The 25,454-nt window shown below is 68.0% G+C and carries 25 protein-coding genes and 1 pseudogene; 12 read left to right on the plus strand and 14 right to left on the minus strand.

Going from position 1 to position 25,454, the window contains the following annotated elements; genetic code table 11:
• Positions 1 to 44 precede the first annotated feature (44 nt).
• Positions 45 to 2,600 carry an ATP-dependent chaperone ClpB gene (gene clpB, locus IM25_RS02415; RefSeq protein WP_033096224.1) on the minus strand — a complete coding sequence of 852 codons (2,556 nt, stop codon included), beginning with the start codon at positions 2,598 to 2,600 and terminating at the stop codon, positions 45 to 47.
• 270 nt (positions 2,601 to 2,870) lie between these two features.
• Here clpB and IM25_RS02420 point away from each other — a divergent pair, with 270 nt between their 5' ends.
• On the plus strand, positions 2,871 to 4,031 hold the full coding sequence (locus IM25_RS02420; RefSeq protein ID WP_024101900.1) for an FAD-binding oxidoreductase: 1,161 nt from the start codon (positions 2,871 to 2,873) through the stop codon (positions 4,029 to 4,031).
• On the opposite strand, the gene IM25_RS02425 is transcribed toward IM25_RS02420, so the two are convergent.
• The 3 genes from IM25_RS02425 to IM25_RS02435 form a co-directional block, all read right to left on the minus strand.
• Positions 4,012 to 4,578 carry an ester cyclase gene (locus tag IM25_RS02425; RefSeq protein WP_033096225.1) on the minus strand — a complete coding sequence of 189 codons (567 nt, stop codon included), beginning with the start codon at positions 4,576 to 4,578 and terminating at the stop codon, positions 4,012 to 4,014. The genes IM25_RS02420 and IM25_RS02425 overlap by 20 nt on opposite strands.
• 97 nt (positions 4,579 to 4,675) lie before the next feature.
• Positions 4,676 to 5,242 carry a hypothetical protein gene (locus tag IM25_RS02430; protein WP_019291034.1) on the minus strand — a complete coding sequence of 189 codons (567 nt, stop codon included), beginning with the start codon at positions 5,240 to 5,242 and terminating at the stop codon, positions 4,676 to 4,678.
• 45 nt (positions 5,243 to 5,287) lie between these two features.
• Positions 5,288 to 5,755 (minus strand): hypothetical protein, encoded by a 468-nt coding sequence (locus IM25_RS02435; protein ID WP_228044656.1) that lies wholly within the window; start codon positions 5,753 to 5,755, stop codon positions 5,288 to 5,290.
• Positions 5,756 to 5,981: 226 nt separating this feature from the next.
• On the opposite strand from IM25_RS02435, the gene IM25_RS02440 reads away from it, so the two are divergent.
• The 4 genes from IM25_RS02440 to IM25_RS02455 are packed head-to-tail and all read left to right on the plus strand — an operon-like array spanning position 5,982 to position 7,894.
• A complete protein-coding gene (locus IM25_RS02440) occupies positions 5,982 to 6,305 on the plus strand; it encodes a hypothetical protein (RefSeq protein WP_228044657.1) in 324 nt (107 codons plus the stop codon).
• A complete protein-coding gene (locus IM25_RS02445; protein WP_024101904.1) occupies positions 6,302 to 7,003 on the plus strand; it encodes a hypothetical protein in 702 nt (233 codons plus the stop codon). The genes IM25_RS02440 and IM25_RS02445 overlap by 4 nt, the downstream gene beginning before the upstream one ends.
• A 32-nt stretch (positions 7,004 to 7,035) precedes the next feature.
• Positions 7,036 to 7,314 carry a hypothetical protein gene (locus tag IM25_RS02450; RefSeq protein ID WP_033096226.1) on the plus strand — a complete coding sequence of 93 codons (279 nt, stop codon included), beginning with the start codon at positions 7,036 to 7,038 and terminating at the stop codon, positions 7,312 to 7,314.
• A 55-nt stretch (positions 7,315 to 7,369) separates the two neighbouring features.
• Positions 7,370 to 7,894, plus strand: a complete 525-nt coding sequence (locus IM25_RS02455) for an AMIN-like domain-containing (lipo)protein (RefSeq protein WP_232333380.1) — start codon at positions 7,370 to 7,372, stop codon at positions 7,892 to 7,894.
• Positions 7,895 to 7,993: 99 nt separating this feature from the next.
• On the opposite strand, the gene IM25_RS02460 is transcribed toward IM25_RS02455, so the two are convergent.
• Positions 7,994 to 9,547, minus strand: coding sequence for an AMP-binding protein (locus tag IM25_RS02460; RefSeq protein ID WP_065995713.1), 1,554 nt, complete (start codon positions 9,545 to 9,547; stop codon positions 7,994 to 7,996).
• A gap of 197 nt (positions 9,548 to 9,744) precedes the next feature.
• Between IM25_RS02460 and IM25_RS02465 the strand changes: the two genes are divergently transcribed.
• On the plus strand, positions 9,745 to 10,536 hold the full coding sequence (locus IM25_RS02465; protein ID WP_019291028.1) for an FAD-binding oxidoreductase: 792 nt from the start codon (positions 9,745 to 9,747) through the stop codon (positions 10,534 to 10,536).
• 25 nt (positions 10,537 to 10,561) lie between these two features.
• Here IM25_RS02465 and IM25_RS02470 read toward each other — a convergent pair whose 3' ends face one another.
• The 3 genes and pseudogenes from IM25_RS02470 to IM25_RS02480 all read right to left on the minus strand — a co-directional run bounded on the left by IM25_RS02470 (position 10,562) and on the right by IM25_RS02480 (position 13,752).
• On the minus strand, positions 10,562 to 11,080 hold the full coding sequence (locus IM25_RS02470) for a hypothetical protein (RefSeq protein ID WP_033096229.1): 519 nt from the start codon (positions 11,078 to 11,080) through the stop codon (positions 10,562 to 10,564).
• A gap of 29 nt (positions 11,081 to 11,109) precedes the next feature.
• Entirely contained in the window at positions 11,110 to 12,822 is a 1,713-nt protein-coding gene (locus tag IM25_RS02475) for a 3-ketosteroid-delta-1-dehydrogenase (RefSeq protein ID WP_033096230.1), read from the minus strand.
• 47 nt (positions 12,823 to 12,869) lie between these two features.
• Positions 12,870 to 13,752, minus strand: a pseudogene (locus tag IM25_RS02480) (alpha/beta hydrolase).
• Between the two features lie 31 nt (positions 13,753 to 13,783).
• On the opposite strand from IM25_RS02480, the gene IM25_RS02485 reads away from it, so the two are divergent.
• The 5 genes from IM25_RS02485 to IM25_RS02505 all read left to right on the plus strand — a co-directional run bounded on the left by IM25_RS02485 (position 13,784) and on the right by IM25_RS02505 (position 17,391).
• Positions 13,784 to 14,686 (plus strand): LLM class F420-dependent oxidoreductase, encoded by a 903-nt coding sequence (locus IM25_RS02485; RefSeq protein ID WP_033096231.1) that lies wholly within the window; start codon positions 13,784 to 13,786, stop codon positions 14,684 to 14,686.
• Between the two features lie 105 nt (positions 14,687 to 14,791).
• Positions 14,792 to 15,181, plus strand: a complete 390-nt coding sequence (locus IM25_RS02490; protein WP_024101913.1) for a nuclear transport factor 2 family protein — start codon at positions 14,792 to 14,794, stop codon at positions 15,179 to 15,181.
• 78 nt (positions 15,182 to 15,259) lie between these two features.
• Positions 15,260 to 15,754, plus strand: a complete 495-nt coding sequence (locus IM25_RS02495) for a flavin reductase family protein (protein ID WP_065995714.1) — start codon at positions 15,260 to 15,262, stop codon at positions 15,752 to 15,754.
• A 98-nt stretch (positions 15,755 to 15,852) separates the two neighbouring features.
• On the plus strand, positions 15,853 to 16,842 hold the full coding sequence (locus IM25_RS02500) for an LLM class flavin-dependent oxidoreductase (protein ID WP_019291024.1): 990 nt from the start codon (positions 15,853 to 15,855) through the stop codon (positions 16,840 to 16,842).
• Positions 16,843 to 16,938: 96 nt separating this feature from the next.
• The gene (locus tag IM25_RS02505; RefSeq protein ID WP_033096232.1) at positions 16,939 to 17,391 is read left to right on the plus strand and encodes a hypothetical protein; all 453 of its coding nucleotides are present in this window, start codon (positions 16,939 to 16,941) and stop codon (positions 17,389 to 17,391) included.
• Between the two features lie 80 nt (positions 17,392 to 17,471).
• Here the strand turns inward: IM25_RS02505 and IM25_RS02510 are convergent, their stop codons facing one another.
• From IM25_RS02510 to dnaK, 5 genes are all read right to left on the minus strand, one after another.
• The gene (locus tag IM25_RS02510) at positions 17,472 to 19,007 is read right to left on the minus strand and encodes an FAD-binding protein (protein ID WP_033096233.1); all 1,536 of its coding nucleotides are present in this window, start codon (positions 19,005 to 19,007) and stop codon (positions 17,472 to 17,474) included.
• 193 nt (positions 19,008 to 19,200) lie between these two features.
• On the minus strand, positions 19,201 to 19,605 hold the full coding sequence (locus tag IM25_RS02515) for a heat shock protein transcriptional repressor HspR (protein ID WP_065995715.1): 405 nt from the start codon (positions 19,603 to 19,605) through the stop codon (positions 19,201 to 19,203).
• Complete coding sequence (gene dnaJ / locus IM25_RS02520) at positions 19,605 to 20,777, minus strand: molecular chaperone DnaJ (RefSeq protein WP_065995716.1); 1,173 nt, start codon at positions 20,775 to 20,777, stop codon at positions 19,605 to 19,607. Before dnaJ ends, IM25_RS02515 begins: the two co-directional genes overlap by 1 nt.
• Before the next feature lie 32 nt (positions 20,778 to 20,809).
• On the minus strand, positions 20,810 to 21,454 hold the full coding sequence (gene grpE, locus IM25_RS02525; protein WP_033096235.1) for a nucleotide exchange factor GrpE: 645 nt from the start codon (positions 21,452 to 21,454) through the stop codon (positions 20,810 to 20,812).
• On the minus strand, positions 21,451 to 23,292 hold the full coding sequence (gene dnaK, locus IM25_RS02530) for a molecular chaperone DnaK (protein ID WP_024101921.1): 1,842 nt from the start codon (positions 23,290 to 23,292) through the stop codon (positions 21,451 to 21,453). Before dnaK ends, grpE begins: the two co-directional genes overlap by 4 nt.
• 388 nt (positions 23,293 to 23,680) lie before the next feature.
• Between dnaK and IM25_RS02535 the strand changes: the two genes are divergently transcribed.
• On the plus strand, positions 23,681 to 24,592 hold the full coding sequence (locus tag IM25_RS02535; RefSeq protein WP_006553029.1) for a hypothetical protein: 912 nt from the start codon (positions 23,681 to 23,683) through the stop codon (positions 24,590 to 24,592).
• Positions 24,593 to 24,647: 55 nt separating this feature from the next.
• On the opposite strand, the gene IM25_RS02540 is transcribed toward IM25_RS02535, so the two are convergent.
• Entirely contained in the window at positions 24,648 to 25,424 is a 777-nt protein-coding gene (locus IM25_RS02540; protein WP_006553030.1) for a MerR family transcriptional regulator, read from the minus strand.
• Positions 25,425 to 25,454: the final 30 nt, after the last annotated feature.

Below are 25,454 nucleotides of genomic sequence, written 5' to 3' on the forward strand. Positions count from 1 at the left end.
GCGGCCCCGGCAGCTCCTGCCACCGAGGCCGCGCACGGGCGCCGTCAGGCGCTGATCACGAGGTGGTCGCCGTCCTCGCTGACGCCCACGTGGACGGTGTCTCCGTCCTTGATCTCACCGGCGAGCAGCTTCTTGGCGAGCTGGTCGCCGACCGCCTGCTGTATCAGGCGGCGCAACGGACGTGCACCGTACTGCGGGTCGTAGCCGCGCACCGCCAGCCAGAACCGCGCGGCGCTCGAGACATCCAGTGTCAGTCGCCGCGCCGACATGCGGTCGGCGAACTGGTCGAGCTGGATGTCGACGATCTTCTCTAGCTGCTCCTCCGAGAGCGGGTCGAAGATCACGACGTCGTCGAGCCGGTTGATGAACTCCGGCTTGAACGCCGCCCGCACCGCCGCCATGATGTGCTCCCGATCGCCACCCGCACCGAGGTTCGATGTGAGGATCAGGATGGTGTTGCGGAAGTCGACCGTGCGGCCCTGGCCGTCGGTGAGACGACCGTCGTCGAGCACCTGCAGCAGCGTGTCGAAGACGTCCGGGTGTGCCTTCTCGACCTCGTCGAACAGCACCACCGTGTAGGGGCGACGCCGCACGGCCTCGGTCAGCTGACCGCCGGCCTCATAGCCGACGTAGCCCGGAGGCGCACCGACGAGGCGTGCCACCGAGTGCTTCTCGCTGTACTCGGACATGTCGATCCGCACCATGGCGCGTTCGTCGTCGAACAGGAAGTCGGCGAGCGCCTTCGCCAGCTCCGTCTTGCCGACACCGGTCGGGCCGAGGAACAGGAAGGACCCCGTCGGACGGTTCGGGTCGGCGACACCGGCACGTGCACGACGCACCGCGTCGGAGACGGCCTGCACCGCGACGTCCTGGCCGACGACCCGCTTGCGCAGTTCGTCCTCCATCCGCAGCAACTTGGAGGTCTCGCCCTCGAGCATGCGGCCGGCGGGGATGCCGGTCCATGCCGCGACGACGTCGGCGACGTCGTCCGGGCCGACCTCCTCCTTGAGCATCAGGTCGCCACCGGCGGTGGTACCCGACGCGGCGGCGGCCGCCTCGAGCTTCTTCTCCAGCTCGGGGATGCGGCCGTAGCGCAGCTCGGCGGCCTTGCCGAGGTCGCCGTCGCGTTCGGCGCGTTCTTCCTCACCGCGCAGGGATTCGAGCTGTTCCTTGATCTCCCGCACGGAGTCGATCGCGGTCTTCTCGTTCTGCCAGCGCGTGGTGAGCTGGTTGAGCTTCTCCCGCTCGTCGGCGAGTTCGGCGCGCAGCTTCTCGAGGCGCTCCTTCGAGGCCTCGTCGCTCTCCTTCTGCAACGCCATCTCCTCGATCTCGAGGCGACGGACGACGCGTTCGACGGTGTCGATCTCCTCGGGACGCGAGTCGATCTCCATCCGCAGGCGCGAGGCTGCCTCGTCGACGAGGTCGATCGCCTTGTCGGGTAGGAAGCGCGAGGTGATGTACCGGTCGGACAGCGTCGCCGCCGCGACGAGCGCGGAGTCGGTGATGCGCACGCCGTGGTGCACCTCGTAGCGCTCCTTGAGGCCGCGCAGGATGCCGACGGTGTCCTCGACACTCGGCTCCCCCACCAGGACCTGCTGGAAACGACGTTCGAGGGCCGCGTCCTTCTCGATGTACTTGCGGTACTCGTCGAGGGTCGTGGCACCGACCAGCCGCAGCTCACCGCGGGCGAGCATCGGCTTGATCATGTTGCCGGCGTCCATCGCCGACTCGCCGGTCGCGCCGGCGCCGACGATGGTGTGGAGCTCGTCGATGAAGGTGATGATCTGCCCGGCCGATTCCTTGATCTCGTCGAGCACGGCCTTGAGGCGTTCCTCGAACTCGCCGCGGTACTTCGCGCCCGCGACCAGCGAGCCGAGGTCGAGCGAGATGACGGTCTTGCCGCGCAGCGACTCGGGCACGTCCCCGGCGACGATGCGCTGGGCGAGGCCCTCGACGATGGCGGTCTTACCGACGCCTGGCTCACCGATGAGGACCGGGTTGTTCTTGGTCCTGCGGGAGAGCACCTGGACGACACGGCGGATCTCGTTGTCGCGACCGATGACCGGGTCGAGCTTGCCTTCACGCGCCCGCGCCGTCAGATCGGTGGAGTACTTCTCCAGGGCCTGATAGCTGGCCTCGGGATCGGCGGAGGTCACGCGGCGGTTGCCGCGGACGGTCGTGAAGGCGTCGCGCAGGGCGGCCGGCGTTGCGCCGTGCCCGGCGAGGAGCTTCGCGACATCGGAGTCGCCACCGGCGAGGCCGACGAGGACGTGCTCGGTGGAGACGAATTCGTCGGTGAGTTCGGTGGCGAGTTGCTGTGCCGCGGTCATGGCCGCGATCGCCTCACGACCGAGCTGCGGTGTGGTGGTCGCCCCGCTGGTCTGCGGAAGACGACGGACGAGGTCCTCGGCTTCCCTGCGCACCGCGGCCGGGTCGACGCCCACCGCTTCGAGCAGCGGGCCGGCGATGCCGTCGGTCTGGTCGAGCAGTGCCACGAGCAGGTGTGCCGGACGGATCTCCGGGTTGCCCGCAGCGGACGCCGACTGAAGTGCAGCGGTGAGTGCGGCCTGGGTCTTGGTCGTCGGATTGAACGAGTCCACTGCGCGCCCCTTTCTTTCTCGGTGCACCCCACGCGCAGGCGAGTGCCCCATGTCGATTCTGCAGCCGATTCCCTGCCTCGGGCAGGTCTCGGTGATGTCGAATTCTTCAACGGATCATAAGTTGAGTTTGTTCCACTCAACTTTCCTGAGTGTAGTGATTCTGCTCACAAACCGCTCGCAGGTTGTGACGGACCCGGCGGTCAGTGGCCGGGCGCCCTGCAACCGACTACAGTGGCGGCGTTCGCGCAGCACGGATACAGGGAGGATGGCGTGGAGGCTTTCGCCATCGCCCGGGTTCAGCTCAGCTTCGCGTCGATCATCGCCACCCCCACCGGAGCCGAACGGTTCGCGACGGCGTTCTACAACGCCATGTGGAGCGAGTCCACCGGCATCCGCTCACTGTTCCCCGCCGGCATGGAGTCGATGCGACAGCGGTTCGCGACCGCGGTCGGCTGGGTCGTCGCCCGCCTCCACGAACCGGGCACCGTCGACAGGTTCCTCGCCCAGCTCGCGCGCGACCACCGTAAGTACGGGGTCGAGCCGCTGCACTACCGCGTCGCGGGCAACGCACTGCTCGCCGCGGTCCGCGAATGCACTCCCCTGATCCTGTGGACGGCCGCGCTCGAACGCACCTGGGCCGAGGTCGTCGACGGAGTCGTCGAGACGATGGCGACCGCCGCGGCCACCGACGACCTGCCTGCCTCGTGGGGGGCCACCGTCGTCGGCCACGAACGCGTGCTCCCCGATCTGGCCATCATCCGGCTCGAGGCCGACAGCTCGATCCCCTACTACGCGGGCCAGTACATGAGCGTGCAGATCCCGCAGCGCCCGCACATGTGGCGGTACCTGTCGGCAGCGATCCCGCCGAATCCGTACGGGCAGATCGAATTCCACGTTCGACGGGTCTCCACCGGATGGGTGAGCCCCGCGCTCGTCGGCGAGACCGCGGTCGGCGACCGGTGGACGATCGGCCCACCGCTCGGTGGCCTGCACGTCGACCGCGAGAGCGGCCGGGACGTGCTGATGATCGCGTCCGGCACCGGTCTCGCACCCATGCGCGCCCAGATCATGGAGATGGCGATGCGCGGCGACAACCCGCGCGTCCACCTGTTCTACGGGGGCAAGTATCCGTGCGACCTGTACGACCTCGAAACCCTGTGGCAGATCGCCACGACCAACCCGTGGCTGACCATCGTGCCGGTGCTCGAGGAGAAGGAGAACCCTTGGTGGCACCCGGTTCCCGCGAAGGAACCGCCCACCGGCCTCAACCGGCCGATGTACGGCAAGCTCGGTAAGGTCGCCGGGCAGTTCGGCACGTGGGCCGACCGTCAGATCCAGATCGCCGGGTCGCCGTCGATGATCCGCACGACGCTGTACGCGCTGTCGGCGGCAGGCACCCCGCGTCAGAACATCAGCTTCGACCCGCTCTGATCTGCTTGCGCAGCTTCCGTGCTGCGAGAACGTTCCGCGTCAGCGAGATCGGGTTCGGTGGCACCCATCCCGCCTGCTTTGCCATTCCGAGGTCGTCGCGCACGGCCCAATGCTCGACGATCTTGCCGTCGGCCACCCGCATCCAATGGGCCTGACGCACCGTGAAACTCTTTCCCGTCGGCGCGAACACCTGATCGACGCGGCCCTGCTCGTCGTAGGTGGCGAAGGGTCCTTCGTGTCGCGCCGACATGACGGTGTCGAGGACGACGAGATCGTCCTGCTCCACGACGTTCTTCACCTCGAACTTCAGATCTGCGAAGGCGTCACGCAACCACAGTGCAGTCGCGAAGAAACCGTCGGGTCCGTGGACTCTGGTGGGAGGCGGTTCACTCTTTGCTTCGCGATTGACCGCGTCCGCGGACAGCACCTCGCCGAAAACGCTGCGATCACCGTCGGCCATCATCATCAGAGCCCGCACGGCGAGAGATTTCTTCTCCTCGGATCCGAGTTCCGGGGTGGACGCCGGAGTGGAATGTTCGATCTTCACGGCACTTCTCCTGCCTGTGAAACGAGACGATCGACCCCCGGTTCGAGTATGAACCGGCCGGTCCAGAAGTCAACGCCGCAGGAGAAGGGAACGGTGGCTACATCCGCTGCGCCGCGACCGCCCGCGCGAACTCCGGATGCGCCTGCGAGATGACGAGTTCCGAACCGTCCTCGGCCACGGACATTCCCAGAGAGGCCCGCTTCGGCTCGAGCACCCGCAAGGCGACGTAGATCGGGAGGAACGACAGACCGAAGACACCGAGCAGCGCCAGACCGTAGATCTCGGGAGCGCCCTGCACGAGCGCGAACACCAGCGCGAGGAAGATGACGCCGAGGACCGTGCAGGTCGCGGCGGCGGCGATCTGCCAGCGCGTGCGGACGGCGACGCAGCGAGCACACACGGGCCAGTCCACCGCGGCGACCTGCACCGTGTAGGCGGCCTCGAGCGCCGAACCGAACCGGTTCGATCCCTGGCGGGGCTCCGATGCGTCGGCCGCGACCGTCACCCGGACACGTCCGGTCTCGGGCTCTCCGTGGCGCGGGCAGATCGGGGGGATGGGATCGATCGGTCGCATCGAACCGTCTCCGAGCGTGCTCGTCGCTCCCGAGCCCGGATATTCGACTGCCAACCGCACCTCGACCCGCTGGACGTCCCCGTTCACCATGCGAGGGAGTATGTCAGGCCGCACTCCCCGGTGAAAGCCGAGGATCTATCGGCCGCGTCGCCTCTCCGTCTCGGCCACGAAGTTCGGGTGGGCGTACGCGACAACGAGGGCCGACCCGTCGATCGGAGCCTCGAAACCCCACCAGCCCTGACGCATCTGTCTGACGAAGATCGCCGGGGTCGGAACGAGGAAGGTTCCGAACACGAGCAGCGACCACAGGGCCATGTACTCGCGGGCCCAGCCGAGGGCCGCCATCTGCACCGCGACGAGCAGGCAGACCAGTCCGCCCAGCATGCACAGCCACATCGCCCACCGTGTCAGCCGATCGATCCGGACGCACCGCGCACACATCGGTACATCGAACGCGATCACGTGTGGCTTGTGCTGCGCACGTGCACGCCACGTACTGGCCTTCGCCGCAGCTTCGGTACCGATGATGCGGATCTGCGCGCGACTGTGCCGGATCTTGCGATAGGTGGTGACCCAGGTGTGCACGCGCTCGACCTCCGGCACCCCGTGCACAGGACACACGGGTGGAAGCTCATCCTTCACCGTCAGCTGGACGGGTCGGCCCCCCAGTCGTGTCGGTATCGCATCGTCACGGTCCTGTGTCTCGAAACGCACATGCGCAAGACCATTTTTCGTGTTCCCCCCGGTTGTCACGTCGTGCACTGTAGCGGGCGTCGCAAACGCCTTTGCGATGGCCTACACTCTCGTCCGATCACGACTGGGGGATGTCTTGACACGATCGAATCTGTATGTGGACCCGGACGACCTGCGCGCTGCAACACATGATCTGCGCGATCTGGCCGACCAGGCGGATGGTGCACGCCGTTACGCCGATCGCTGGCTGACGCCTCCTGAGACCGGGGGACTGATCTACTTCGATGTCGTCGAACGGGTGCACACGGCCCGTGCCCGGCTGACGGCTCTCTACGACGAGCTGGGTGTGGCGATCGACCGAGCGGCGACGGCGATGACCGAATCCGCACGGACATACGAGGACACCGAACTGGGCACTTCGGCACAGTTCGAGCGCACCGGTCCGGACATCGGCTGGTGAGCGCTCGTCCGGACGATGCGCTCGTCGAACCCACCGCGTCCGATCCCATACCGGACCTGCTCGAACGCACCCTGGGGATGTACTACCTCTCCCCGAGCTTCTACGTCGCCGAACTCTGCAAGTTCGTGGTGGGCACGGATCCGTGGGTGTACGCGGCCCAGCACTGCGGTGGCGACTGGGAGTCGGTGCTGCGCACGAGCGATGGCGTGAACAGGCTGGCCACCTTCCACCGTGCGTACGCGACGGCCGTAGACGACGTCCACGGCACGGTTGCCCCGTGGGACGGATCGGCGGGCGGGGCCGCCGGTCGTTATCTCACCGATCTGCAGAACGCCCTCGACGAACAGGCCCGGGCCGTTCACGGGATCTCTGAGCAATTGGAGAAGATCGCCGTGTCGATGTACGAACTGAACCAGGCATTCGCCGAAATCCTCTCGGTCATAACCGATGCAGCCATCAGGGTTCTGATCAGGATCGCGGCGACGAGTATCGCCGCCGCAACCGGTGTCGGAGTTCTGGGCTCGGCGGCCATTGCAGCGTCCTCCGTAGTGGACCTGGTGATCATCAGCGACCAGTGGAGGAAGGCGATCGACGTCCACACCACAGTGTGGACGTCCATCCAGGGCCTCATCGGTGTGCTCACCGGAAATCTCGCGAAGATCGAGAACATCGAGATCCCCGGCCTCCCCGCAGTCTAGGCACCACGGTGCCGCACAGGAATCGAGAAGACATGGACGAATCCGAGATCGTCGTCGACGTCGCGCGCGGCGATACCACCCTGTCCCGCGAGATCGTCACGTCATTGCGGTCGATCGCCGATGCCACGGGCGACCCGGCCTTCGCGAAGCTCGTCGAGCAGGTGACGTCGGGTGAGCTGGGGGTGCGGGAACTCGCCGGTACAGAAGTGTTCTCGTCGATGCTCGACCGTCTGGTCGCCCCGGTCTTCGAGTCGCTGAAGGAGACGACCTTCGAGGACCTCGTCGAGGAGCGTCCCGACCCTCAAATGTAACGCGGATCACACTCCTCGCGATGATCCATCATCAGCCACACACAGAGGAACGGACATGAGCAGGATTCACGTGTGGCTCGCGATGATCGTCGTCATCGCGGGGATCGGGCTGACGGGCCCGACCGCGTCGGCCGCAACGCCCTATTGCGGCATCCACTGGGGTTCGCTGGACAAGGTGAACCCGACGATGGTCGCCTCACCGTTCACCGCCGTGCGGGCAGGACGGCACGAGTGCTTCGACCGGATCGTCGTCGATCTCGCCGGGCCGGCCGCGGGTTACCGCGTCGGCTACGTCCCCGCCGTCCACGAGGACGGATCGGGGTTCGAGGTCCCGCTGCGCGGAGGCGCCTACCTCCAGGCGGTCGTCCTCGCGCCCGCCTACTACGTACCGGCGAACCGGCGCGAGGTCGTCGACGTGAGCGGATACCGCACCCTGCGACAGGTGGCGTGGGCCAACAGTTTCGAAGGCCAGACCACCCTCGGTGTCGGGGTACGGGCCCGGCTGCCGTTCCGGGTGTTCACCCTCGACGGTCCCGGTAGCAGTTCACGGGTGGTGCTGGACGTCGCGCACCAGTGGTGAGGCAGGACAGCGGCATTCCGAATCCACGAGTCCTGGTGACAAACAGCCGGCCCCGGCAACCACGACCGGTTGCCGGGACCGACCGCCACGCGAACGAGGTCAGCGATAGGACGCCCGCAGCGTCTTCTTGTCGAGCTTGCCCAGCGGCGTCAACGGCAGGGCGTCGAGGAAGTCGACCGATTTGGGGGCGTGCACCGAACCCTTTGCGGCACGCACCTTCTCGATCAGTTCCTCGACCGGCACCGACTGACCGTCGCGCAGCACGACACACGCCTTGACGGCCTCGCCCCACTTGGTATCCGGCACACCGACGACGGCCACGGACGCGACCGCCGGGTGCGACGAGATGACGTCCTCGATCTCGCGGGGGAAGACGTTGAAGCCGCCGGTGACGATCATGTCCTTCTTGCGGTCGACGATCGTCATGAAGCCGTTCTTGTCGGCGCGCGCGACGTCGCCGGTGTGCAGCCATCCGCCGCGCAGCGCCTCGGCGGTCTCCTCCGGCTTGTTCAGATAGCCCTTCATCACGAGCGGGCCGCGCACACAGATCTCGCCGAGTTCGCCCTGCGGCACCTCGTTCAGGTCGTCGTCGAGCAGGCGGACGTCGAGCCACGGCACGGGGCGGCCGCACGACGCGAGGCGGCTCGGATCGTCGGGGAGGTGTTCTTCCTTGCGCAGCACCGAGATGGTCATGCCGCATTCGGACTGGCCGTAGAACTGGAAGAAGCCCGGGCCGAGCCGCTCGATCCCTTCGCGCAGGCGGGACGGCGACATCGCCGACGCACCGTAGAACAGGGTCTCGATGCTCGACAGGTCGCGGCTGTCGAAATCGGGATGGTCGAGCAGCATGTAGATCATCGTCGGCACGAGCATGGTCGCGTTGATGCGATGCTTCTCGATCGCTTCGAGCACGAGCGCAGGATCGAAGTGCGGCAGCACGTAGAGGCATCCGCCGCGCAGGAGCGTGGGGACGAAGAACGCCGCACCGGCGTGCGAGAGCGGGGTGCACACGAGGAAGCGCGGCTGCTCGGGCCACTGCCACTCGGCCATCTGGATCTGGTTCAGGGCCGCGCCCGAACGGAACGAGCCCATCACGCCCTTCGGCTTCCCTGTGGTGCCGCCGGTGTAGACGATGGAGGAGGTGTCCTCGATGTCGACGGGCGCGGACACGAGGCGCTGCTCGGTGAACTCCTCGGACAGGGCGAGAATGTCGGTGCCCACCGAGGACGGGCCGAGGGAGAACAGGTTCTTCAGGGTCGGCACCTGCTCGCGCAGCTCCGCTGCGCGTTCCTCGAAGTGGCGGGGATCGAAGATCAGGGTCTCGATCTCGGCGTCGGTCGAGATGTACAGGTGGTCGGAGAGCGAGCCCATCGGGTTCAGGGCCGTGGTGCGGCAGCCGGCGACCATCGTGGCGCCCATCGAGATGAGCACCTCGGGCCGGTTCTTGGACAGCATCGCGACCGCCGTTCCCTGGCCGACCCCGACGGACGCGAGCGCCTGCTGGAACCGGCTGATGGCGGCGCGCATCTCGGCTCCGGTGAGGACGACGTCACCGAGGTGCAGGGCGGGCCGGTCGGCGCTGCGGTCGAGCGCGGTGATGAGGAGATCGGGCGTGAATGCGGGGCGGTAGAGGTCGGCGTACTCCTCGGGCATGGTCGTCCTTCCGGTGTGCTGTGACGGTCCGTTGTGTGACGTCACCGGTTGGCGTTCTCCGCTGTGGTGACCATCACCTGCCGTTCGTCACGATAACCGCCCGAGACCGAAAACTGAAACACGTTCCACCCTGCCTTTTCGGCGACTTCTCGCCTAGAGTCTTGGGCACGTCACAGCACACCACCGGGGGATCACGCATGCAGTCGGCCACGCCGTCACCGAGCGAGACCGAAACGGCAGTCACCGCAACCGTCGTCGAACATCATCGGCTCCGGCACGACCTCGCCGTCGTGCGTCTCGAATGCGACGACGCGATCGTCGATTTCCGCCCCGGGCAGTACGTCGACGTGGCCGTGCCGCAGCGTCCCACGCTGCCGCGTCGCCTCTCCCCCGCGCTGCCACCGTCGCTGGACGGCAAGCTCGAGTTCCACGTGCGCACGGTCCCGGGTGGCTGGGTGAGCGGCGCGATCGTCGCCGACACCCAACCGGGCGACGTGTGGCAGATCGGCGCCGCCCGCGGCGGCGACCTCCACATCGACGACACCGGCCGCATCGTCATCATGGTGGCCGGCGGCACGGGCCTCGCGCCGCTGCGGTCGCTGATCCTCGACACGGCGCGTCACCCGGATCCGCCCCGCACCTTCCTGTTCACGGGCGCCCGCAACCCGCGCGACCTGTACGCCGCCGACATGCTCATGCTCCTGTCCGAGGCGCTGCCGTGGCTGACGGTGGTGCCGGTCGTGGAGACCCTCGAGATCCCCGACATCCCCGACCCCTGGTTCGATCGCATCGCCCCGCGCATCGACGAGTTCGGACCCGACCCCGACGAACTGCTCGAGGGCAGCGTCGACGAGGTCGTCACGTCCTACGGTGCGTTCGGCGACCACCAGGTGCTCGTGTGTGGCCCGGCGGCCATGGTGCGCACCACCGCTCAGCGGCTGATCGAGACCGGCACCCCGGTCGAGAACATCCGCTACGACCCGTACTGAGTGCGCCCGACGTCCGGCCGGCTCTTCAGCGATCGGCTGCGACGGTCACCCAGGCACGAGCGACGACGGATCCGGAAGGATCCGTGCCGATGAGCGCGACGTCCTCGACGTCCTCGTGATCGGTGCGGTAACGCTGCAACACGGTCACCGACCAGGTCGGTGATCCAGGCCTCGCGGAATGTCCGTAGAACCGCATCCGGAGCCGCCGCACATCGGCGAGGTCGAACCGTTCGACAACCGAATGCAGCAGTTCGTCGGCGAGCGGGACGGACGCACCGTGCTCACCGACCGGACGCGCCGATCCGGACACGTAGACCTCGGCGACCAACCGCCCGATCTCATCGACGTATCCGAGTGTCCGGTCGAGCCGACCGGACGCCTCGTCGCGGTTGTCGCGGGACCGGCAGACCAGCGCGTCGGTGGTGGGTGGCGCGAAGAACACGATGTCCACTTCGTCCACCGGGCCGTCTTCGAGACGGGGCCCGGCTCCCCAGAGGGACAGCACGGTCGGGAGGGAACGGACGTCCCCGTTCGTGATCGTCACATGCCCTCCCTACCTTTCGGATCGTCCACTCAGGCGACCGGTGCGTCCGACGATGCTGCGTCGCGGGCCGCGATGTACCCGAAGACCAGGCCCTGCCCGATGGTGGCACCGGCACCGGGATAGCGGTGGCCGAACGCGTTGGCCGCGGTGTTGCCGATGGCGTAGAGACCGGCGATGGGGCTGCCGTCCTCGCGGAGGACCCGCGCCCGCTCGTCGGCGCGCACGCCACCGCACGTGCCGAGATCGCTCAGCGTCATCTTCACCGCGTAGAGCGGGCCGTGCGTGAGGGGTCGCAGGTTCGGGTTCGGCTGGACGGTCGGGTCACCGTAGTAGCGGTCGTAGGCACTGCCGCCACGTCCGAACTCGGAATCCGTTCCCGCCGCGGCGTCCTCGTTGAACCTTCCGAACGTCGCGGCGAAGGTGTCCACCGGCACGCCCATCGACGCCGCGAGTTCCGCAGCGGTGGTGCCGCGGTGGGCGATGCCCGCCTCGTACCAGGCCTCCGGGAGCGGCCGGCGCGGGAACACCCCGGCCGCGAACACGTAGCTGTTGCGGTACTTCTGGTCGAAGACGATCCACATCGACTCGATCGGATCGCCGGCACGCTCGCGTTCGAGCACCAGCTGTCCGAACGACATGTAGTCGGACGACTCGTTCGTGAACCGGCGTCCCGTCTGGTCGACGATGAACGAGCCGGGCAGCGAACGCTCGGCGAGCATGACCATCGGCGGCTTGCCCGGACGGGTCGGCGCGACGGCGGGGAACCACCATGCCTGATCCATGAGGGCGAGATCGGCACCGACCTCCTGGGCCGCCTTGATCGCGTCGCCGGTGTTGGTCTCCGCCCCGAGGCTCTCGTGGTCGAGCAGACGCTCGGACTGGAACTTGCGCCGCATCTCCATGTCGTGGTCGAACCCACCCGCGGCAAGCACCACCCCGCGACGAGCGGTCACCGTCACCTCACGTCCGTTCTGCGCTACGACGGCACCGGTGACACGATCCCCGTCGGTGAGCAGACGCACCAGCGACGTCTCGGTCCACACCGGCACACCGGCCTTCAGCACACCCGCGAACAGGCCGGCGGCGATCGCTTGCCCACCGGCGACGTATTCACGCTTGACGGCGAGACCGGCGACCCCCTGTGCGAGCCGCTTGAAGATACGCGGAAAACCCTTGTGCGGCAAGCGCAACATGAGGTTCATCCACTTGTAGTCGGCACCGGTGGTAGGCATCGGCAGGCTCGCCTCCATGAGGCCGGGACGCAGTCGACCCCGCTCCTCACCGAGGACCGACAGGTCCATGGGCAGGCACTCGCAGCTGCGGCCGACCGCCGAACCACCCGCCAGTTCGGGGTGATAGTCGGAGTAGCCCTCAGCCCAGAACAGCTTCATGGGGGTGGTGCGCTGGAGCATCTCGACGGTGGCGACACCGTTGTCGACGAAGGCCTCGCCCCGTTCGACCGGCGCCGTGCCGTCGACGACCGTCCGCACGTAGGTGTGGCCGCGCTCGACGGTGTCGCCGCTTCCCGCCGCGGTGAGTACCGGATTGGCCGGCACCCAGAACGCACCGCCGGAACGGGCGGTCGATCCGCCGACGTAGGCCGACTTCTCCACGAGGAGGGCGGACAGTCCTGCCTCGTGCGCGGTGAGTGCGGCGGCCATGCCGGTACCGGACCCGATCACGAGCAGGTCGACGGTGGTGTCCTGGGCGGGTGCCACGGGCGGTACGGATGTCGGCGCCATCGACAGTCTCCTTCTCGTCGTTGTCTGCGGGACGCTAGGACAGTTGCTCAGGACGCGAAGCCGCTCGTCCCGGTCACCGGGAGATCCGGCCCGTCGACCAGGGCGCGCACCATCTTCCACACCTCCTGCCGCGCCGGCTCGCTGAGCGACAACGCGGGGAAGGTCAGGAATCCGTGGAACAGGCCGTCGAATCTGCGGTGCTGCACGGACACCCCGGCCGCGGCGAGACGGTCGGCGTAGTCGTCGCCGGACGAACACGGCGGATCGAGTTCGGCGGTGGCGACGACCGCCGAGGGCAGCCCGGCGAGCGACTCGGCGCGGGTGGGGATCAGGCGGGGGATCGTCGGTGCCGTCCGGTGCGTACTGCTCCCAGTACCACCGCATCGCCGCGGCGGAGTTGTAGTAGCCCACCCCGTACTTCCGGTACGACTCGGTGTCGAAGTCGTCGTCGATCACCGGATAGAACAACGCCTGACCGAGCACCGCCGGTCCGCCCCCGTCGCAGGTGGCGATCGCGACGGTCACGGCGAGGTTTCCACCGGCACTGTCGCCGGCAAGCACGATGCGCGCCGGGTCTCCCCCGTACGACGCGACGGTCGCGGCCGTCCATTCGAGCGCGGGGTACAGGTCGTCGTGCGCGGCCGGGGCAGGGTGTTCGGGGGCGAGGCGGTAATCGACGGACACGACGACGGCCCCGACAGCCTCCGCCATCGACCGGCAGAACTCGTCGTGACTGTCGAGATCGCAGAAGACGAACCCTCCACCGTGCGCGAACACGACGACCGGGCGCGCGGCCTCGGAGGACTCGGGACGGTAGAGGCGCAACGCGAGGCCGCCTCCCGGTCCGTCGACGACGAGATCGTGTACCTCACTGGTCGTGTATCGGCGAGCGGGACCGGACGTGCTCCGCGAGCCCGTCCGAGCGCACACTCCTGACGGACCGATCGACGAAGGAGAGCGTATGACCGACGGATCGAACCGCATGCCGGCAGTACGCATCGGGATCACCAGCCCGGTCGTCACCCGGGTCCCCGGGGCCTCCGGCGACTGGGAGGCCGGCGCGGGCATCGAGGAACTGTCGCAGATCGCGGTCACCGCGGATCGGTCGGGATTCCACCACCTCACCTGCAGTGAACACGTCGCCGTACCGGCGCCCGTGGCCGCGACGCGCGGTGGGACGTACTGGGATCCGCTGGCGACCCTCGGCTTCCTGGCAGCGCGCACCGACCGGATCCGACTGGTCACCCAGGTTCTCGTCCTCGGCTACCACCATCCTCTGGAGATCGCGAAGCGCTACGGCACGCTCGACACGGTCAGCGGTGGACGCCTGACCCTCGGTCTCGGCGTCGGTTCGCTCGAGGAGGAGTTCGCGTTGCTCGAAGCCCCCTTCACTGATCGCGGCGCACGCGCCGACGATGCTCTCGCCGCCCTGCGCGCATCTCTATCGACACGCGAACCCTCCTATCACGGAGAGTATTTCGAGTACTCGGATGTGGTGGTCGATCCCTGCGCCGTGCAGCCGCGAGTTCCGTTATGGATCGGCGGCCGCACCCCGCGTTCGCTGCGACGCGCGTGCGAGTTCGGGGACGGCTGGGTACCTTTCGGGCTCCCCTTCGACGACGTGAAAACGATGCTCGCGAAGAGGCAGCCGCCGCCCGGCTTCGAGGTCGTGCTGTCGGTGACGCGGCTCGACCCGCTCGGTGACCCCGACGCGACGCGCAGACGACTCGGCCGCGCGATCGCAGCGGGCGCGACGATCGTCGGTGCCGGTGTGGACGCCGGATCCGCCGACCACTACTGCGACCAGCTCGTCGCCCTCGCCGACCTGTTCGGCAGGGACTTCGGCGATCTCGGGGTGGGGTGAGGTCGGCATCTCCCGCTGGCCGGGAGAACGGCGATGCGGTGCGCCAGCGGGTCGCTAGCCAGCGTCGACGCGACACCTTTCGTCCCGCACCACACAGGAGCGACCGTGACCGTTTCCGACACCGACGCCCGCACTCAGCGCATCCGCACCACCGTGCACGCCTATCTCGATGCAGTGGCCGCAGGCGTGGCCGCCGACATCGCCGCCCTCTACGCCGACGACGCCACCCTCGAGGATCCTGCCGGAAGCGAGCCTCGCGTGGGCCGGGCAGCGATCGCCGAGTTCTACAAGGGTGTCGAGGCCACCGAGAACACCACCGAGTTGCTCACGCTCCGGATCGCCGGGTCGACCGCGGCCTTCCACTTCCGTGTGGTCACGAAGGCGGGCGAGCAGACCTACGAGATCGAGCCCATCGACGTCATGACGTTCGACGACGAGGGACGCATCACCAGCATGCGGGCGGTCTGGGCTCCCAGCGACATGCGTGTTCGCTGACCGGTCGGCGGGACAGGGTTCGCACACTGTGTCGTCGGTGACGGACACTGGAACGAACGCCGATCGATTGGAGTTTCGATGACAGCGGAACACGCGGTACTGGATCCCCGACGGATCCGCGACGTGATGGGCAACTTCTGCACGGGTGTCACGGTGATCACCGCGCTCGACGGCGACGAACCGCTGGGATTCGCCTGTCAGTCGTTCGTGTCGGTCTCGCTGGCCCCGCCGCTCATCTCGTTCTGTCCCGCCCGCACGTCGACGACCTGGCCGAAGATCCGGGAGGTCGGCAACCTGGCCGTCAACGTCCTGGCCGAGAGCCAGCGCACCCTGTGCGGTGCGTTCGCGGTGAGCGGCGGCAACAAGTTCCGCGGGGTGCGCTGGGAGCCGGGCGACAACGGCGCTCCGGCGATCGAGGGAGCCCTGGCGCGGGTCGAGGCAACCGTGGAGACCGAGTACGAGGCCGGCGACCACACGATCGTGCTGGCACGGGTCACGGGGCTGACGTCGCTGCACTCCCGCGGTCCGCTCCTGTTCTTCCAGGGCACCTACGGCGGTTTCGAACGGCGGTGACGCCGAACGACAGGTGAGGGAATAGACGGTCACCGGTCGAGGTTGCTCCGAAGGTGTGCCCGGCGGCCGATACCGGGCCCCGACGCGAAGGATTACCGGTGACCGTTCCCCTCTCCATCCTCGACCTCGCACACATCGGCAAGGGCGAGACCGCCCGTGAGAGCTTCGACGCCAGCGTGAAGATGGCCCAGCTCGCCGAGCAGTGGGGTTACCGGCGCATCTGGTACGCCGAACACCACAACATGCCGACGATCGCCTCGTCGGCGACGAGCGTGCTCATCGCGCACGTCGCCGCGCACACCTCGTCGATCCGTCTCGGCGCCGGCGGCATCATGCTGCCGAACCACTCGCCGCTGACCATCGCCGAACAGTTCGGAACTCTCGCCACGCTGCATCCCGGCCGCATCGACCTCGGTCTCGGCCGCGCCCCCGGCAGCGACCAGAAGACCATGCGGGCGCTGCGCCGCGACCCGACGTCGGCCGACAGTTTTCCGCAGGACGTCCTCGAACTGCAGGCCTACCTGAAGGGTGAGTCGCGGATCCCTGGAGTCGACGCGATCCCCGGTAAGGGCACCGATGTGCCGCTGTACATCCTGGGCTCGTCGCTGTTCGGCGCGAAACTCGCTGCTCTGCTCGGTCTTCCGTACGCCTTCGCGTCACACTTCGCGCCGCAGGCCCTCGAGGACGCGGTGCGGCTGTACCGCCGCGAGTTCCAGCCCTCCCCCGACCACTCGGAGCCGTACGTCATCGCGGGTGTCGGTGTGATCGCCGCCGATACCGCCGAGGAGGCGCAGTCGCTGTTCGAGGCGACCAAGCGGGCGCGGGTCGTCCAGATGGTCGGACGCGGGCGCACGTTCAGCGAGGAGGAGATCGACATGCTGCTCGACTCCCCCGCCGGCATGCAGGTGCTCGAGATGCTTCGGTACACCGCCGTGGGTACGCCGCAGGAGGTGCGCGACTACCTCGACCGGTTCACCGAGCGCGCGCAGGCCGACGAGCTGATCGTCGTGTCGTCGGCTCCCGGACGCGACGCGTGGCTGCGTTCACTGGAGCTTGTTGCGCAGGTCAGCGACCTCGTCCCGGCCTGATCGCCGAAGACCGACGGATCGGGCTACCGACGGGTACACTTCAGCGGCCGGCCAGGCACGGCTGAGAACCACGAGTCGTCAACCGCCAGGAGCACGATGAAGTACCGCATCCGCGCTGTCGCAGCGGCAGTTCTGACCGCTGCAGCGGCGATCACCGCCCCCGCCACTGCGGCCGCCGATTCCCTGCCCACCGACGGGCCCACCATCACGCTGACGATCCGCAACGACACCGATGCGCCGATGGTGCTCACGTCGACCGAGAACCCTTACGGAACATGGGTGGACGAGCCGGCCACCGTGGTGCCGGCCCGCTCCACCGAGACGGTCTCGGCGAGCAGCGCCGACCGGCGCGGGTTCGGCATCCAGATCGACTACACGATGCCCGGCGACGCGACCGTGGCGCTCATGGCCAACAACTACGGCACGGGCGTCGCGAACGGCGACGGCACCCACATCGGCGGTGCCAACCGGCACCGCTTCGAGGTCGCGACCACTGTGGAGGACGGATATCCGTTCATGACAGCGGACTTCGCCGTCACCCGACCCTGAGAGGACGGACCGGGCCCGGAGGATACCTGCGTATCCTCCGGGCCCGGTTCGTATGTGCGTCGGCGTCCCGCCTCTGTGTGTCAGCGTCCCGCAGCGTCCATCACGGACAGGTGCGCGAACAGTGCGCTCGCGCCGATCGGATTGCCGCCGCCGGGGTAGACGGTGCCGCTCGGTGCGGCCATCGTGTTGCCCGCCGCGTACAGGCCGGGGATCGGAGCACCCTCGCTGTCGAGCACCCGCCCGACGGTGTCGGTCCGCAGACCGCCCTTGGTGCCGAGGTCGGAGATGCCGAACTGTGCCGCGTGGAAGGGGCCCTGTTCGATCGGGACCAGCGCGGACCCACCGCCGGTGAAGGCGAGATCGTAGGGCTCGTCCCCGCGGCCGAAGTCCTCGTCGACTCCCTTCGCGGCCAGGTCGTTCCACCGCGCGACGGTCGCCTTCAGGGATTCGGCTGGCACACCGATCTGCTCGGCGAGTTCCTCGAGGGTGTCGGCGGTCTTCCACAGTCCCGCGTCGACGTACTTCTCGGTTTCGACGAGCGGCACATTCGTCGCCCCGACCGGTGGGACCTCACCGTTCCGGTCGTCGTAGATCATCCAGAACGGCAACGTCATCTCGCCGCGCTCCATGCGGGCGATGACGTCGCGGCCCAGACGGTCGTAGGGTGCGTACTCGTTGGTGAACCGCGCACCGTCCTGGTCGACGAAGATGCCGCCCGTGAAGCACAGCGCGAACGCCGAACGTCCGTCCGGGTGGGTCAGTCCCGGCGACCACCAGGCCTGATCCATCAGGTCGACGTCGGCGCCGACGGCGATGCCCGCCTCGTGGGCCTTGCCGAGGTTCGACCACGGGCCCATCGAGTCCCGCGCGGCGCCGGGCACCCCGTACTTGCTGCGCATCTCGTCGTTCCGATCGAAGCCACCGGCGGCGAGGACGACACCCTTGCGCGCGCGGATCGCCCGTCGCTCGCCGTCGTTCCCGACGACCGCGCCCACGACCACACCGTCCTCGACGATCAGTTCTTCGAGCGGGGTGTTCCGGTACAGCTCCACGTTCGGGTACTTGCGCAGGGCGATGAGGAATCGTCCGACGAGCGCGCGACCTCCGATGAGCATGTCGGGCAGGGGTTCGCCGTTGCGTTCGCGGCCGAGCGGGCCGCGGATCGACTCGTTGAGCTCGGGATCGGCGGCGATGGGCAGCGGCGACGGGACGATGTGACGTCCCTGGGCACGGGCCTTGGGCGCCTTGCCGAAGTAGTCGGGCCACGGGTAGACCATGAATTCGAGATCGTCGTCGGACTCGAGGTAGTCGATCAGCGGGGCGCCGCCGCGGACATACGCCTCCTGCAGTTCGCGCGGGGTGCGGTCGCCGACGACCGCGTGGTAGTAGGTCAGTGCGTCCTCGAGGGTGTCGTCGTCACCGGCACGCTGCAGGACCGCGTTGGTGGGGAACCAGACGCCGCCGCCCCCGGAGTACGCCGTGGTGCCGCCGAAGTACTCGGATGCCTCGACGAGGATCACCGACAGTCCTTCGCGCGCAGCGGTGTACGCACCGCAGCACCCTCCGGCTCCCGACCCCACCACGAGGACGTCGCATTCTTCCGCCCACTCCGCCATGACTGTTGCCTTCCGTCGACCGTTCGTGTGGAACACGCCACACTAGGCAGACGTCGAGGCTCCACAGGGCGATCGTCTCGCTGGGCGGGAGATTTTCGTTCTCGACCGATCCGGCGGATCAGTCGCGCTCGACCGCGGTGCGGTCAGTCGCGCTCGACCGCGGTGCGGTCAGTCGCGCTCGACCGCGGTGCGGTCAGTCCCGCCTGTTGCGCGGCTTCCACACGACGAGGGCGTTGCTGCGCGGAATGGGCACCAGATCGCCGCGTGTCGAACGCAACTGGGCGACCTCGGCGTTGAGTTCGGCGACGCGCTGCTGCAGTGCCTCGACCTGGTTGGTCAGCTCTATGATCCGTTTGATCCCGGCGAGGTTGACACCTTCGTCCTGGGAGAGGCGCTGCACTTCGCGCAGCAGTTCGACGTCGCGCGGCGAGTCCCGGCGGCCGCCGCCGCTGGTGCGGTGCGGGGGGACGAGTCCGAGCCGGTCGTAGTTACGCAGCGTCTGCGCATGCATCCCGGCGAGTTCTGCTGCCACCGAGATGACGTAGACGCGCGCATCGGGATCCGGTGACAGATTCCGTGGCATTCTCGTCTCGCTCATCACGCACCTGCCCATCCCTCTCGAGGATCGAAACCGCTTGCCTCTTCTGCACGAAGATAGTTGTGCAGCGCTTCCGTCGCCTTCTCGTCGAGATTCTGCGGGATCGCGACCTTCACCGTGACGAGAAGGTCACCGGCGCCGCCCCCGCGCTTGGGGACGCCGCGTCCGCGGACCCGCAGGACCCGGCCGTCGGCCGTTCCCGGCGGGATCTTCAGCCCGACGCGGCCGTCGAGGGTCGGCACCGAGACGGTGCCGCCGAGGACGAGTTCGCCGTAGCTGACGGGCAGCACGAGGGTCAGATCGTCGCCCTCACGCCCGAACACGCGGTCGGGACGGACGTGCACCGTCACGAACAGGTCGCCGGACGGGGCGCCGCGCAGACCGGCCTCGCCCTGACCGGCGAGGCGGATGCGCGAACCGTCCTTGATGCCTGCGGGGACCCGCACGGTGATGGTGCGGGTGCGGTTCTGCACGCCGGTACCGCGGCAGTCGCTGCAGGGGTTGTCGATGATCGATCCGCTGCCCCGGCAGTCGTCGCACGGTTCCGAGAATCCGAAGGCGCCCTGGTTACGGGAGACCACACCGCTTCCGTTGCAGTTCGGACAGACCCGCGGACTCGTTCCCGGCTGGGCACCGCTGCCGTGGCAGGTGGTGCACGGCGCCGGGCTGGTCATCCGCAGGGGAACCGTGACGCCCTGGACGGCATCGCGGAAGTCGAGCGTCGTCTCGGTCTCGACATCGGATCCGCGGCGTGGACGCGAACGGCCGGCGGTGGAAGCAGTGCCGCCACCGGCGCGGTTGAACAGGCCACCGAAGAGGTCGCCGAGCCCACCGTCGCCGCCACCGCCGAACAGGTCGCCGATGTCGAAGGTCGCTCCGGTACCACCGGAGAATCCGCCGGCGCCGGGACGGAAGCCCCCCGGCATGCCGCCGGAGGCGAACAGGCGCCGGGTCTCGTCGTATTCCTTGCGCTTGGCGGGATCCGACAGGACGGCGTTGGCCTCGCTGACGGCCTTGAAGCGTTCCTCGGCCGTGGCGTCACCGGGGTTGGCGTCGGGATGCAGGTCCCGCGCCAGTTTCCGGTAGGCCTTCTTGATCTCGTCCTGCGTTGCGTCGGGGGAGACGCCCAGGGCCTTGTAGAAATCCTTCTCGATCCACTCCCGCTGGCTCACCGGGCGTCTCCTCCTCTCGCGTTTTCTTGTTCTTACTCTGTGCCCGGCTCCGCCGACCGCGCGTCACCCGGCGTGTCCGCCGGATCGCCGTCGGTGACCGTCACCATCGCGTGCCGCAGGATGCGGTCGCCGAAGCGGTAACCCTTGCGGAGCACCGTCCCGAGCACCGGGTGGTGACCGTCGCCTTCCATCTGGACGGCCTCGTGCAACTCGGGATCGAAGGCGTCGCCTTCCTCACCGAACGCGACGAGTCCGACACTGTCGAACACACCGGTCAGCTTGCCGGACAGTGCCTTCAGCGGACTCGTCTCCAAGTCGCCGTGGGCGCGTGCCCGGTCGAGGTCGTCGAGGACGTCGAGGAACTTCGCCGCGACGGAGGCCTTGGCCTCCTCCGCGATCGCCGTGCGCTGCGCCTCGGCGCGGCGACGGTAGTTCGCGTACTCCGCGCTCACGCGCTGCAGGTCGGCGGTGCGCTCGGCGAGTTCCTTCGCCTCCTGCGACTGTCCTTCGGTCCGCTCGGCCTTCTCGGCGTCGCCCTCCGCAGGAACCGACTCGATCACCTCGCCCTCCTCGGCGCGCGACTCCTCGGCGGGGTCGCGCACCTCGAAGGTCTCAGGGTCGATCCGTCGCTTGTCGGTGACGGTCACCGGTTCCTGCTCGGGCTTGTCGGCACTCACTTCTTCTCCGAATCGTTCGGCTCGTCGACGACCTCGGCGTCGACGACGTCGTCGGCACCTGCGGCCGCGCCGTCACCGGCAGCGGCACCCTCGGCGCCCTGCGCCTCGTAGATGGCCTGGCCGAGGGCCTGCGACTCGGTCGCGAGCTTCTCGACGGCGGCCTTGACCGCGTTGATGTCGGAGCCGGCGAGGGCGTCGTTGGCTTCCTTGATCGCAGCCTCGACCTTCTCCTTGACGTCGGCCGGGACCTTGTCCTCGTTCTCCTTGATGAACTTCTCGGTCTGGTGCACGAGCGACTCGGCCTGGTTGCGGACCTCGGCCTCCTCGCGACGCTTGCGGTCCTCCTCGGCGTGCGCCTCGGCGTCCTTGACCATCCGGTCGATCTCCTCCTGGGACAGGCCGGAGCCTTCCTGGATCTTGATCGTGTTCTCCTTGCCGGTGCCCTTGTCGCGGGCGGTGACGTGGACGATGCCGTTGGCGTCGATGTCGAAGGTCACCTCGATCTGCGGGACGCCACGCGGAGCCGGCGCGATGCCGCCGAGCTCGAACGAGCCGAGCAGCTTGTTGTGCGCCGCGATCTCACGCTCGCCCTGGAAGACCTGGATCTGCACCGACGGCTGGTTGTCGTCGGCGGTGGTGAAGGTCTCCGACCGCTTGGTGGGGATCGTGGTGTTGCGCTCGATGAGCTTGGTCATCACGCCGCCCTTGGTCTCGATACCCAGCGACAGCGGGGTGACGTCGAGCAGCAGCACGTCCTTGACCTCGCCCTTGAGGACGCCGGCCTGCAGGGCTGCACCCACGGCGACGACCTCGTCGGGGTTCACGCCCTTGTTGGGCTCGCGGCCACCGGTGAGCTCGCGCACCAGGTCGGTGACGGCGGGCATACGGGTCGAGCCGCCGACCAGTACGACGTGGTCGATGTCGCCGACGGAAATGCCGGCGTCCTTGACGACCTGCTGGAAGGGAGCGCGGGTGCGCTCGAGGAGGTCGCCGGTGATCTTCTGGAACTCCGAGCGGGTGAGCTGCTCGTCGAGGAACAGCGGGTTCTTGTCCGCGTCGACGGTGATGTACGGCAGGTTGATCGAGGTCGACTGCGAGGACGACAGCTCGATCTTGGCCTTCTCGGCAGCCTCACGCAGACGCTGCATGGCCATCTTGTCCTTGGTCAGGTCGACGCCGTGCTGTGCCTTGAACTTGTCGACGAGCCAGTTGACGATGCGCTCGTCCCAGTCGTCGCCACCGAGGTGGTTGTCGCCGGAGGTCGCGCGGACCTCGACGACGCCGTCGCCGATCTCGAGGAGGGAGACGTCGAAGGTGCCGCCACCGAGGTCGAAGACCAGGATGGTCTGCTCCTTCTCGCCCTTGTCGAGACCGTAGGCGAGGGCAGCCGCGGTGGGCTCGTTGACGATGCGCAGGACGTTGAGACCGGCGATGGTGCCGGCTTCCTTCGTGGCCTGACGCTGGGCGTCGTTGAAGTACGCCGGGACGGTGATGACCGCGTCGGTGATGTCCTCACCGAGGTAGGCCTCCGCGTCGCGCTTGAGCTTCATCAGCGTGCGGGCGCTGATCTCCTGCGGCGTGTACTTCTTGTCGTCGATGGCCACGGTCCAGTCCGTGCCGATGTGGCGCTTGACCGAACGGATGGTGCGGTCGACGTTGGTGACCGCCTGGTTCTTGGCGGGCTGACCCACCAGAACCTCACCATTCTTCGCGAATGCGACGACGGACGGGGTGGTGCGGGACCCCTCGGCGTTGGCGACCACAACGGGCTCGCCGCCTTCCAGAACGGAAACGACCGAGTTGGTGGTTCCGAGGTCGATGCCGACCGCACGAGCCATAATTTTCCTCCAATGTTCCTGCCGCGACGCGTGCGCGCCGCGAAAACGTTCCATGCCCGACCTGAGCCCGTTCGGCTCAGGTGAGCGCGGTCGACTCAAGCCTGCACCCGAGCGGTCCACGCCGTCAAGTGAAGTTGAGTCTTATGCGCTCAAGTTGTCTGACTCGTCCAACGGCAGGTCGTGGACTTTTGTTCCGAGGGTGGCGCACATCACTTCGATCGGTCGCATCTGCTCGATTCGGGGACCGATACCCGATGTCGACAAGGCGCCACTGTCCGCACCGGTGCGCAAGGACGGGTTGTCCACAGGGACCCCGTCGATCCACAGGTGGTCGGGTCGAGGGCTTCGATGCTCCGGGTCCGTCGTCGCCGTACACGACCCTCGCTGCATGGACGAACCGAACTTCCTTCTGCGCTCCGACCTGCTGGCCGGCGGGACGACCTCGGACGAGATCCGTCAGGCTGTCCGTGTGGGACGACTGCGGAACGTCACGCGCGGTGTGTACGTCGACGGTGGCGCGGACCTCGACCCGCTCACCCTGCACCATGCGCGCGTACTGGCGCGACAAGGACGGATCACCCCGGACGCCGTCGTCAGCCATGTCTCCGCTGCGGTGCTGCACGGCCTTCCTCTCTGGGACGTCGACCTCTCCCCGGTGCACATCAGCCGCGAACGGCCGTCGAGCGGACGCCGCACCCCGACCCTCCATGTACACAGGTGCACCTATCAACCCGACGAGGTCTGCGTCGTCGCGGGTCTGCGCACCACGACCGTCGCGCGGACGGTTGTCGACCTGGCACGAACACTGTCGGTGGACTCGGCAGTCATCGCCGGCGACGCGGCGCTGCGGGCGCATCCCCATATCGCGCCCCTGCTCCTCGATGCGCTGGCATCGTCCGGCATGCGGCACGGGATCGCCGCTGCCCGGCGGACCGTTGCTTTCCTCGACGGTCGCAGCGAAAGTCCCGGCGAGTCGCTCAGCCGACTACGGATCCGGTCGGCGGGGTTACCGGCGCCGAAGCTGCAGCACGAGCTGCGGACCCCTTCCGGAGCATTCGTCGCTCGTCCCGACTTCCTCTGGGAGGACGAAGGCGTGGTCGGGGAATTCGACGGAAGGAGCAAGTACGGCTCGGACGAGCCCGGCGCGACGGCCGAGACCGTCCATCGCGAGAAGCTGCGGGAGGATGCGATCCGGGCTCTGGGCTTCGAGGTCGTGCGATGGACGTGGGCGGATCTGTTCCGCTTCGAGGCCGTCCACGCCCGCCTGGTTCGCGCCGCCGGCAGAGCCCGTCGACGTTGATTGCACGATTCGGGGACGGATGCTCGATGACGACATCGAGCATCCGTCCCTGTGCTTACGTAGATCGCGCCTCGTTCGCCTTCGTGATGAACTCGATGTGTTCGCGACTCGGCCCGCAGAACTCCTGCTCGATCTGCTGCGCGTTGTCCTCGTGCATGCGGTAGAGGCTGTCGCGTAGGCCCTCGTCGCCGCCGTGGAACTGCTCGAGCAGATCCATCCATTGCCGTGCCATCTCCTGGGCCTCCGAACAGGCCGGATCCATCCCCGAACTCAGCGCAGCGTCGACACGCGGGATGAGTTCCTGCCACGACGTCTCTGCCGCCGTGATGACGTCGTCGCCCAGCATCGCGCGTCGTTCCGCGAGGTCTGCGATCTGTCCCTTGTCGAAATACCTTTCGAAGATGTCGTCCACTTCGATCACTCCTCGGATCACGTGAAGGAAGTCGGCGACCGATGCATCCGGCGACGTTCGGACCGTGCGGGAGAGCATCTCGACCTGCGCACGCAGCGTGCGGGTCGCCGCGAGCTGATCGTCCAGGTAGGCACGGTGCGCGTCGAGGATCTCCGACAGCGAGGTGTCGCCGTCGGTGACCGTGGCGATCGCGTCCAGTGACAGCCCGAGCTGACGCAGCGCCAGCACCTGGTACAGCCTCTCGACGTCCGACTCCTCGTACAGCCGATGGCCCGACGCCGTCCGACCCGACGGCCGCACGAGGCCTATGTCGTCGTAGTGATGCAGGGTCCGCACGGTCAGGCCTGTCTCCGCTGCGAGACGCCCCACCTTCCAGTGCTGTCCGGAACGTGTCTGCTGCCCGGAACCAGTCGCCGGCATCGTCCACCCACTTCCACCGGCACTCCGTGC

The sequence above is a fragment of the Rhodococcus sp. p52 genome (assembly GCF_000763325.2).
GTDB lineage: Bacteria > Actinomycetota > Actinomycetes > Mycobacteriales > Mycobacteriaceae > Rhodococcus > Rhodococcus pyridinivorans.

Coding starts and splice junctions, on each gene's coding strand:
- IM25_RS02535 (WP_006553029.1), top strand. CDS start 23,681: ATGGACGAACCGAACTTCCTTCTGCGCTCCGACCTGCTGGCCGGCGGG.
- IM25_RS02515 (WP_065995715.1), bottom strand. CDS start 19,605: ATGAGCGAGACGAGAATGCCACGGAATCTGTCACCGGATCCCGATGCG.
- IM25_RS02510 (WP_033096233.1), bottom strand. CDS start 19,007: ATGGCGGAGTGGGCGGAAGAATGCGACGTCCTCGTGGTGGGGTCGGGA.
- IM25_RS02450 (WP_033096226.1), top strand. CDS start 7,036: ATGGACGAATCCGAGATCGTCGTCGACGTCGCGCGCGGCGATACCACC.
- IM25_RS02485 (WP_033096231.1), top strand. CDS start 13,784: ATGACCGACGGATCGAACCGCATGCCGGCAGTACGCATCGGGATCACC.
- IM25_RS02475 (WP_033096230.1), bottom strand. CDS start 12,822: ATGGCGCCGACATCCGTACCGCCCGTGGCACCCGCCCAGGACACCACC.
- IM25_RS02465 (WP_019291028.1), top strand. CDS start 9,745: ATGCAGTCGGCCACGCCGTCACCGAGCGAGACCGAAACGGCAGTCACC.
- IM25_RS02455 (WP_232333380.1), top strand. CDS start 7,370: ATGAGCAGGATTCACGTGTGGCTCGCGATGATCGTCGTCATCGCGGGG.
- IM25_RS02495 (WP_065995714.1), top strand. CDS start 15,260: ATGACAGCGGAACACGCGGTACTGGATCCCCGACGGATCCGCGACGTG.
- dnaK (WP_024101921.1), bottom strand. CDS start 23,292: ATGGCTCGTGCGGTCGGCATCGACCTCGGAACCACCAACTCGGTCGTT.
- IM25_RS02430 (WP_019291034.1), bottom strand. CDS start 5,242: ATGGTGAACGGGGACGTCCAGCGGGTCGAGGTGCGGTTGGCAGTCGAA.
- IM25_RS02460 (WP_065995713.1), bottom strand. CDS start 9,547: ATGCCCGAGGAGTACGCCGACCTCTACCGCCCCGCATTCACGCCCGAT.
- IM25_RS02505 (WP_033096232.1), top strand. CDS start 16,939: ATGAAGTACCGCATCCGCGCTGTCGCAGCGGCAGTTCTGACCGCTGCA.
- IM25_RS02540 (WP_006553030.1), bottom strand. CDS start 25,424: ATGCCGGCGACTGGTTCCGGGCAGCAGACACGTTCCGGACAGCACTGG.